This is a genomic window from Phenylobacterium sp. (genome assembly GCF_030679875.1).
Classification (GTDB): domain Bacteria; phylum Pseudomonadota; class Alphaproteobacteria; order Caulobacterales; family Caulobacteraceae; genus Phenylobacterium.
Window position 1 is genome coordinate 1 of the sequence record NZ_JAUXSP010000028.1, and the last position, 8889, is coordinate 8889.

At 64.5% G+C, this 8889-nt stretch carries 6 protein-coding genes and 1 pseudogene; all 7 read right to left on the reverse strand.

Annotated features, from left to right (window positions below; all coding sequences use genetic code 11):
- Positions 1-106 precede the first annotated feature (106 nt).
- Positions 107-1150, reverse strand: coding sequence for a DEAD/DEAH box helicase family protein (locus Q8K84_RS15935; RefSeq protein ID WP_305283689.1), 1044 nt, complete (start codon positions 1148-1150; stop codon positions 107-109).
- The gene (locus Q8K84_RS15940) at positions 1147-2745 is read right to left on the reverse strand and encodes a phospholipase D family protein (RefSeq protein ID WP_305283690.1); all 1599 of its coding nucleotides are present in this window, start codon (positions 2743-2745) and stop codon (positions 1147-1149) included. The genes Q8K84_RS15935 and Q8K84_RS15940 overlap by 4 nt, the downstream gene beginning before the upstream one ends.
- Positions 2746-2992: 247 nt before the next feature.
- Positions 2993-4186 carry a DUF6361 family protein gene (locus Q8K84_RS15945; RefSeq protein ID WP_305283691.1) on the reverse strand — a complete coding sequence of 398 codons (1194 nt, stop codon included), beginning with the start codon at positions 4184-4186 and terminating at the stop codon, positions 2993-2995.
- Positions 4183-6036, reverse strand: coding sequence for a type II toxin-antitoxin system HipA family toxin (locus tag Q8K84_RS15950; protein WP_305283692.1), 1854 nt, complete (start codon positions 6034-6036; stop codon positions 4183-4185). Before Q8K84_RS15950 ends, Q8K84_RS15945 begins: the two co-directional genes overlap by 4 nt.
- A 308-nt stretch (positions 6037-6344) precedes the next feature.
- Entirely contained in the window at positions 6345-7238 is an 894-nt protein-coding gene (locus tag Q8K84_RS15955; protein WP_305283694.1) for a plasmid partitioning protein RepB C-terminal domain-containing protein, read from the reverse strand.
- 1 nt (position 7239) lies between these two features.
- A complete protein-coding gene (locus tag Q8K84_RS15960; RefSeq protein WP_305283696.1) occupies positions 7240-8124 on the reverse strand; it encodes a plasmid partitioning protein RepB C-terminal domain-containing protein in 885 nt (294 codons plus the stop codon).
- Positions 8121-8889 (reverse strand): annotated as a pseudogene (locus Q8K84_RS15965) (hypothetical protein); the annotation flags it as partial. The pseudogene Q8K84_RS15965 and the gene Q8K84_RS15960, both read right to left, overlap by 4 nt.

The following is an 8889-nucleotide window of genomic DNA, read 5'->3' on the forward strand; positions in this document are numbered from 1 at the left end:
AGCTCACCCTTCAACGCCTCCAGCGCCACCTTGGCCTTAAAATCAGCCGTGTACCGCTTCCGCTTCCCAGTCATAAAGTCCGTCCTTCATCGAGGTCGAACCTACCTTAGCCAACTGTCCGAATTTCCGGCGCCACCTCAGGGTGATCGGCGTCGGTGTGAGCAACGATGTCCCGCAGCTTATCGCCGAAGGCTGCAAAGAGATGTTTGGCCTTGTCCCGCGCCGGCGCTCCAGCGAGGAACTCGACCAAATCCAGCAATTCTCGTTGCGCGAGCGCCCCGCGCGCCTCATCCCAACGCGTGCTCAAGAGACGGTACGGTGTTGCGCTCAACAGCAGAACTGCCGGTGCGGAGGCGCCGCCGTCGGACCCAAGGAGCGTCTTCAGAAGCGGATCCTGCTCCTTCTCATCCAGAACCTGCCGATAGCGTTGAAACTCGTCGAGGATCACGAGATCGGGCGATTGGTGCCGCAAGGTAGCCAATGCCAAGGCTCGACGAAGCCGACCGACAAACGCGGTCGCCTTCCCCTTGGATGCCGCGTCGAGCCCAGCGCGGACGGGTTCGCCGAATTCCAGAGCCAACGCCTCTCGGAAGCGACGGCCGATGTTGGGTGGAGAGCACGCCAACTTTCGCTCGCTGTCTTCGACCACCCAGTCCCAGGAATTGCGCGCGCTGAGCCGGAGAATGCTGGGATCCAGATTGCGTGCGAAGGCAGGATAGGTTCGCTCCAACAATACCTTGAGAAAAGCGCGCTCTTCCTTGCGGCCCCCAGTCAGCCGCGCGCGGGCGCCTGGAAAGGACGTTGCAGGGGTTAGGGCATAGATCACCACGGGACTGGACGGCGTCTTCGACACAGCAATCAAGGACAGCCGATCAGGCGTATCGGTAGCGGCTTCGCGCTCCTTATCTCCCAGGAAGCCTACCACCCGATGCTTATTCTGGTGGGAGACCGCGTGGCCGTTGGCGATGTAGTAGACGACCAGGGGCCGATGGCCGTCCTGAGACATTCGGCGCGCGATCTCCTTCGCGACGACCGTTTTTCCGAGGCCGACTTCGTCCGCCACAAGGAAACGGCGACGTCCTCCAGCATCATTGAAGGCTCTCATCGCGGCATTCACCGCCGCCTTCTGAAATGGCTTGGGCTGGCTCAACCTCGACGCCTCCGGCCGGCCGGTTGTCCCAAACCGGCCTGGACCGTTCGCCACAGATCGGCGAACTGCCCTAAAGTCCGCGCGGCCGACGGATCTTCTTGCTCAATCTGTTCCAAAACCGCTGGCAGGTAGGTCGCCACACGGCGGTCGATCTCGGCGAATTTTTGCGGGTTCCTAGCCCAGGCGGCCAGGATCTCCTCGAGCGTCGGCAGCTCAGGATCGAAGGCTAGGTTGATGTCGGACGAGGTTTTGTCCGCGCGCTCATCTTGGGTCCAGTCACCCTCGCCATCGGTGGCATTGCCCGACAGGAGACCTGCGACCCAGAGAAGAAAGCCACGCGCGCCCAGGAAACGCGCAAAGGCCGCTCGATCGCGATCTTCGCCGAACGCAGGATCCGCCGGCGCCCGTTGAAGCCACGATAATCCCCGCTCCAAACGGCTCACGCGCAGCCGAACAAACTCGCTGCGCTCGTCCCGAGGGACTTGGCCCAGGCTCAAACTGGTTTCTCCCCGCGGCCAAGGCAGAAGCGGGCCATTCAGCGCGCCGACTTCAAGAAGGATGTCGGACTCGTCTGGATGTGGCCCACCGAATTTGGAGCCGGAACGATGCGTCAGCCGAAGGCCGCTGCCTTCAACGGTTAGTTCACCGGCCCAGCGCGCCGCCACTTGAGCGCGCGCGCGCTCCAGCGCCTCCTCCTCCAGCGTCGAAGCATCCGCCTCATATTCCGCTGTTGGAGCGGCGACGAGACGCGCCATGTCGAGTAGTGAAAAGAGCCCTTTTTCCACCGCCTCGCTGATCAACAACTCGGCCATGACCTCGACATTGCGGCCGGTCCACGCGCGCATTGTCGCGTTTGCGCTTCCGAGCCATAGCCGCCGCTTATTTCCCGTCCGTGTGAAGAGGAGCTTGGCGTGAAGACCGCGTCCGATCTCCTCGCCTTCTGCGGCAGCCCGGTCGTTCTCGCCGGCTGCCAGGTCGCTCGTCTCTAGCTGTGGATCTGGCGCGGGATAATCAGGCGCATCGAGCGCGAGAAGATCGTCAAATCCGGATAGAGCCGGCCCCACGCGCTCGATCTCTTTCATCGTCGTCAATAGGACACGGCGACCCTCGCTGGATTGCGCAAGCTTTTGACGAGCGAGGAAAGTCTTGTCGATGAAAGGACTGACGATAACAACCGCGTCGGCGCCTGCGGAAGGGACAGGAACCGTGAAGTCTCCGGTTCCCGTGGTCCAACGAATTCCCTGCACCTTCACGCCTGTGGGCGATCGCCACGAGACCGAGCTCACCGCGGTCGCAAACGACGAAGGCCGAACGCCCTTCATCTGAGCCTGCTCAGCTAAGGCGCGCGCGACGTCATCAACACCTGCGATCTGGGAACCGCCCTTGGAGGCGGATACCAGTAGGAGACCGATGTCGCGATTGACGCATTCGGTGAGATTGCGACTGCCAAGCCACAACCGCCAGCTTACACCGCCGTCGTCCTTACGCAGCTTGATGAGCGCAGCCTTCGGATGCCAACTGCCCGTCGCCTCGTCGAGATCGACCTCCCGCACGAATTGATCCAGCACCGCTGCGACCTTTGGCGTGCGGCGCATTCTGGCCAATCGACCACGTTGGATTAGGATCCGCGCCTTGCCCCGCAGCGACTCCACGGCGTCGGCGAAATCCGATGGCTTCCTCTCCCCTCATCGTTGTCCTTGCCGGCCAGCGCCAGCAGAGCCGCGCCGATTGAGCCGAGGTCGGCGGAGTAGGCGGCAAGAAGGGCCAGTTCGACCGTTTCATCAGCTCCGGGCCGCAATCCCTCGAGGAAGGAGAGCGCAGGCCAGCTATCGACTGCGGCGCTCACAGCGCTGCCGCCAAGTCGTCCAAGAGGGTGGCGACCTGTTCCCACCGGTAGTGCAACGAGGTCGCAAGGCCATGCTCATCGCTGGACCATTCCAGGCGTCGAGCTCGTCCATTAGGGGTTCGGGCAAGTCGGGCGCGCGTGCCCTTTCGAGCCTCTGCGGCTTCATAGGGTTCAAAAAGGGCGCGGGGATCTAGCGATCGATCCTCAATCCACAACTTGGTCGCAAACAGGACCGCTCGCAATTTGGTGGGCAGATTACCGATGTCCGCTTCGAGCGCGTCAATGTCGAGCTTCCTGGCGATCGCGCCGTGCTGATCGACGATGTCGACCAGATGATCGCGGTGCCGCGTCGAGATTGGACGTTTGTCCTCGCGCTCGAACATGGATTCCAGCAGCGCATCGTAAATGGCTCGACCTATGCCCGCCAGGCTGGCGGCCTGCTGCGCCCGCCTCAGTGCGGAGCGATCTGGCCCAGCAATGTCCATGACCTCGGGCGACCACATATCGGCGGGCGCCTCGGCGCCGGTCCGGACCAGCCTCGCAAGCAAACACAGTTCAGGATCACTGGGCCGCCGCAAATCAGATAACCGCTCGCGCAGAAACGTCGCCTCATCTCGTGCAAGATCGAGAGAGATGTCGCCGTCTTGCCAGTTGCCGGGGCGGCGCGGCAAAGCGACGAACGGTGGGTCGAAGCCAAATAGCGGCTGACCATCGTCGTCCGTCGTGCTCCCGATCGGACGCAGCAACCGGTGCGCCTGAGCGCGCGAGATGGTCCGACCATTCGGCCGGGGCCGTAGAATTCCCCACACGGCCATAGCATTCCAATAGACCGTGGAGGGCGGCTGGCTCGAGGGCTTGGGAAAGACGCGGCGTCCAATCACGCCGAGGCCCGTCAATCGCCCCGCGAGTTCGCATTCGCGATCCCGCAGCGCTCGTGTGGCGGATGCGCCCGTCAAGCCAGCCAGGTCTTCGAAGAGCCAGGGGACGATGATAGCGTAGCGGGCGCGGGTATGCAGCACGGACGTGCCGGGAAAGAAGCGGTCAGCATAGCTCTGGTGAATCGTCAGGAAGCCGATCTCATCCCGAACGCCCGTCGATTCCTCGTCCATTTGGGCTTTGGCGCGCGCCAGCGCGTCCCGCGACAAAAAGGACCATCCAAGCGAAGGCTCCAGGCCCGAAATACGCCTCACGCCGTTGCTCCGCCGAGGGCAGCGCAACGCTCCACAACGAGGGCGGTCACTCTGCCCTGGACAACCTTTGCGGCCTCCGATTGCGCCGCGAAGGTCGGCAGGCGTAGCCCTCCGGCGCGTTCATCCAGCCGCTGGGTCAGTTGACCGATCGCTGCATCGGCATCACCGGCGGTCAGGCCGATGGTTCGCGCCAACGCCAGGAAGTCCTGCCGCGTCAGGCGATCATCCTTGCCGTTGAGCTTCAGCGCCATCCGATCGACACCGAGGCCCGGAAAAACCCGCGTGGTGACGGCGTCGTAGAGGGGGGCGAAGCGCACGGTCGTGAAGGTCTTGGCCCCGGGGTCGGCCGTCTTGAGCAGGGCCAGGTTCTTCAGGTGCATGTCGCCATCGGCGATCAGCCAGGCAAAGACCGCGCGACGGAACAGGATGTCGAGATCCGCGGCGGGATCGGTCGACAGGGGCCGCAGGCCGCGGGCCATGCGCTCTATCGTGCCGTCATACTTTGCCGAGGTCGGAAGATCGAGAATGGAGCAGAAGTCCTCCAACGCCAGACGACGCTGGTCCTTCGGACCGTGCCGAATGTCGAAGCGCTCGACTAGCAAGGCCGGCGACATGCCATCGGGCATTTCGATCAATGCCGCGTCAGGCACCTCGAAACCGGCCGCCCGACCAAGCTCCAGACACAGCCACTCCACGATCGGCAGCGTCTCGAATCCCGCCGTTCCTGCGGGCTTGAGAATATGGGTGAACGGCTGGTCGACGGCCGGAACGAGGCGGCCGTCGGGTGTCAGACTCATCGGAGCCTTGATCTGGATGCCCGACAAGCGCGGCGTCTCGGCCCGGGCGAAGATGCGCGCCAGGCTCTGCTCAAATGTCTCCTCGATCTCTCCGCGCGCCGGCCCCGCGTAATGGCCGGTGAAGCGGCCTTCGTCGCAGAAGCTCGCCAGCGTGGTGGTCAGCACGTCTGCGGGCAAGGCCGCCAATTCCTCGCGGCTCTCCACGACGGTGATGTTGGACATGTAGCGCCGCCCGCGCCGCAGCGCCTCGCGCTCGTCGCGCTCATGCAGGACCTGGGCGAGCCAGCCTTCTGGCAACAGCGACTCGATGAACGCCGGCAGCTTGCCCGGCGTGGTCTCGCGCACCAGGACCGGGCCGGTGCGCCTTCGCGCCTTCCAGCGCCACTCGAACCCGTCATGGGTCAGCCGGCCGAGCGGCTCGCCATGCCAGGCGACCAGGAGATCGAGCGCGGCCTTGTTGACCGGCGCCTTGGCCGTGCCCGGCTGCGCCATCAGGAAGCGCTCGGCGCCCTCCCCTTCGCGATACCATTCATTCTCGCGCGCCAACGCCCAGACGGCGTCGGCGGCCGCCTGGGGCGTGCCATGCTCCTCGACGAGGCGCGCAGCCATCTGGATGCGCATGTCCGCACTGATCGCGCTGGCGTGTTCGCTGCGCAGCCGGAAGGCTTCCAGAAAGCGCTGGCGGGGCGAGGACACGTCGATCCGCAGCTCGCCAAGATCGTCGCCGATCACCGCGGCTGCAATCGACGGATGGGCTGGGGCTTCGTTCTGGACGATCTCCAGCGTTCGCAGCCGCGTGCGCTGATTGCGGCGCCCGCTGAGGAACAGCCGCCCGTCCGGCGTGGGCGCAAGCAGGACGGCGCTGGCGGACGACAGGTAGGCGTTGGGATAGAGATAGTGCGCGATCCGGACCGCGTGGCCCAGGATCGCCGCCTCTGGGTCCGACTCGTGATCGACGTAGACGCCGCGCACGAGCTGGATCAGTTCACCGGCCTGGGCGCGCTGATGGGCGCGTTTGGCGTCGATTGTCTCTCCAACCAAATGGATCGCCATAGGATTTTCTCGCATCTCAGACGCGCGTTAATCCCACCACTCGTGTCGTGATGCAAGGATTATCACGCATCTGAGATGCGCGATAATCCCAGACACCTCAAGCATCGGAGCGCGCCGACGCGGACCGGCGTCGACGCGCTCCAGGACAATTCATGCCGCACAGGCGGCACCAGCCAGTCCTATGCCGACTGGCCTAGCGGGCTCAGAGCGGGTTCGCCGCCGTCCCCGCCGCCGCCCTTGATCCGACCCACACGGCGGCTTCTCCGACGGTCCCGGCGCTTATGGGTCCCGGTCCCCAAGCCCTATCGTCAAGCCACGGCCGCCGATTGATCGAGCGACGTCGCCTGCACGATGGCGCGAAAGTTCTCCAGAAACTCGGGATGCCGTCCTGCCAGAAAGCCCTCAATCTCAGGCCTAGACAGCAGCCGCTCCAGAAATCCGGCGGCGACGACCAGCACCAGCATGTCGTCGCCATACGAGACCTCGAGTTCCTTGTACTCCTCGCTCACCGAGGCCATTTCGCGCTCCAGCCGGGACATCTGCTCGGACGACAGCCCAGTCGCCTTCTTGAGTTCGTCCGGCTTGTGCAGATCCGAAGGCTTGGAGGTCGCCAGCAGAGCCTTGGCGTAGCTCACCGTGTAGTTGTTCGCCGACACCATCAGCTCGGCGACCTCGAGCTGCCGGATTGGCTTCATCTTGCGCAGCTTCTGGAAGGCGTGGTGGCCGACCGGCTTGTCCTTCAGCAGCTCGGCGACCTCGCGGCTGATTCCGGCCAGCAGATGGCGGCGCTGGCGGATAACCTTCACATCGACATTGAGCGCCCGCGCCAGCTTCTCCTCCGGAACGCCGCGCTCCAGCGCCCGCACGATCATGTAGTGCTCCTGGATCGTCGCGAGCCGATTGACCCGCTTGTTGTAAGTGAAGGACTCGTCGTCATCAGCGACCACGCATGGCGCGTCGGTCGCGCCGAGAAAGCGCAGCGCGTCCAGTCGCATATGGCCGTCGAGCAACAGATATTCGCCGCTCTTTTGGCGGGCGATCGACAGCGGCTCGATCAGGCCCACCTCCGCCACCGAGGCTGCGATCCGGCGATATTTCACGCTCTCGCGCACCCCCGCCGGCAGGGCCTTCGTCGGCAAAAGATCAGCGATGGGGAGCGTCAGAATATTGCGCTCGAAGGCGATTTTGACCGGATCCGACATGCTAGGCCTTTATCGGTCCGATCCGCTCGGCCAGGGCCCGCGGCAGAGTGCTGAGGCCCTCGGCACGCAGCAGCGTCACGAAGTGCTCGTCATCGAGCAGCCGGCGCATGGCGTTGGCCACAAACAGCAGCCGACTGCGGGCGAGCGACGCGCGTTTGATCAGCAGCTTTTGCCGCTCGGTTTCGCGCTGGTAGGCGCGGATCAGGCTCTCCGATGTGACCGCCTTCTGGGTGCGCGTGGACCTCGGACCGCGCTTGTGGAGCTGCTTGCCGCTGTTGTTGCGCTGCTCGATGATCTGCCGGATCGCCAGGACCTGGTTTCCCGGGATCGACTTCTCTTCATAGGCCTGCGCCAGCGCCTGCTGGACTTCACCGTCTTTGGCCCGGGCGATCTCCATCGCGATGGTATGGGGGATCACGCCGCGCTCCACCGCCGCAATCAGCTTCTCCTCGCCATTGTCGAGCAGGAAACAGATCGCGCTCACATACTCGACCGAGAAGTCGACCTTCGCGGCGATCTCCGGATGCGAGTATCCCCGCGCGCTTAACGCGCCGATGGCGTGGACGAGTTCGAGCGCGCTGTGCTGACGCCGCGCCAGATTCTCGACCAGGCTCATAACGTAGCAATCCTCCTCGGCGGCATCGATGACGATGGCGGGGATTTCGGTTTGGCCAAGCGCGACGAAGGCCTCCAGCCGCCCCTGACCGCAGACCAGGTCGAAGCGGGACTTGCCGGGCCGCTGGCTGACGGTGATGGGCTTCTTCAATCCCAGGTGCGCGATGCTGTTCACCAGCTCCTGAAAGATGCGCTTGTTGCGCACGCGCGGGTTCAACACGGTGATCAGATCAACCGGTATCGAGCGAATCTCCGGGGCGGGCGCGCTCATGCCGCCATCCTCAGCGGAACGCGCCGCGTCAGGTCGAAGAACGCGTCGAGCGTGTCGAAGCGATAGGCGTCGAGCAGAATCCCGTTCTCAGGCGCTAGCCGCAGGTTGGGGGTGGCGCCCATGTCCAGCCACGGCAGCAGGTAGTAGTCGTGGATGGCAACATTATCCTCCGCCATGCGCGCGACGATCGTGATACTCGGCCGCAGTCCGCTGTCGAAGCGCACCTTCCAGCGCAAGCCGCCCGCCGCGGTGACCTGGCATCGCGAGATCACGATCGAGGCCGAGAACTCCTCGTTGATGTGCAGCAGGTCCGTCAGCGGATCCCGCCGCACCGTTCCGCCGGCCGCTTCTATGTCGGCGGTGACCTGCGCCACGACACCGGGGTGGAGGGTGCGCAGCGTCCGATTGGTTTCGATGTAGCGATAGTCCCGGCAAGGCGCGTAGCCGACGAGCTGATAGGCGCGCACCAGGCTTCCGAACCGGTGCCGGAAGGTCGAGCTGGAGGGCATATCCTCGATCTCGTCGATCACCAGGCCCGACAGCCACCCCTTCTCAGCCAGGAGCGCCGACAATCGCGCGAGCAGCTCCTCGTCGGTGTATCGCCGGCTGCGCTCCTGGATGATCCGTACGCATCCGGTGAGGACCGCGGCGGCTAGGCTGTGAAACGCCGGGAAGTGGCTTAGGCGGCAAGCGCCGTGGGCGTCCAGTTCCAGGGCAACAACTCGTTGAGACGACTGGCCGGCAGGTCGTTGATGCGCGCGAGGA

Excerpts from the sequence above, each read along its gene's own strand:
- Q8K84_RS15940 (WP_305283690.1), bottom strand. The coding sequence starts at position 2,745 with ATGCGCCGCACGCCAAAGGTCGCAGCGGTGCTGGATCAATTCGTGCGG.
- Q8K84_RS15950 (WP_305283692.1), bottom strand. The coding sequence starts at position 6,036 with ATGGCGATCCATTTGGTTGGAGAGACAATCGACGCCAAACGCGCCCAT.
- Q8K84_RS15955 (WP_305283694.1), bottom strand. The coding sequence starts at position 7,238 with ATGTCGGATCCGGTCAAAATCGCCTTCGAGCGCAATATTCTGACGCTC.
- Q8K84_RS15960 (WP_305283696.1), bottom strand. The coding sequence starts at position 8,124 with ATGAGCGCGCCCGCCCCGGAGATTCGCTCGATACCGGTTGATCTGATC.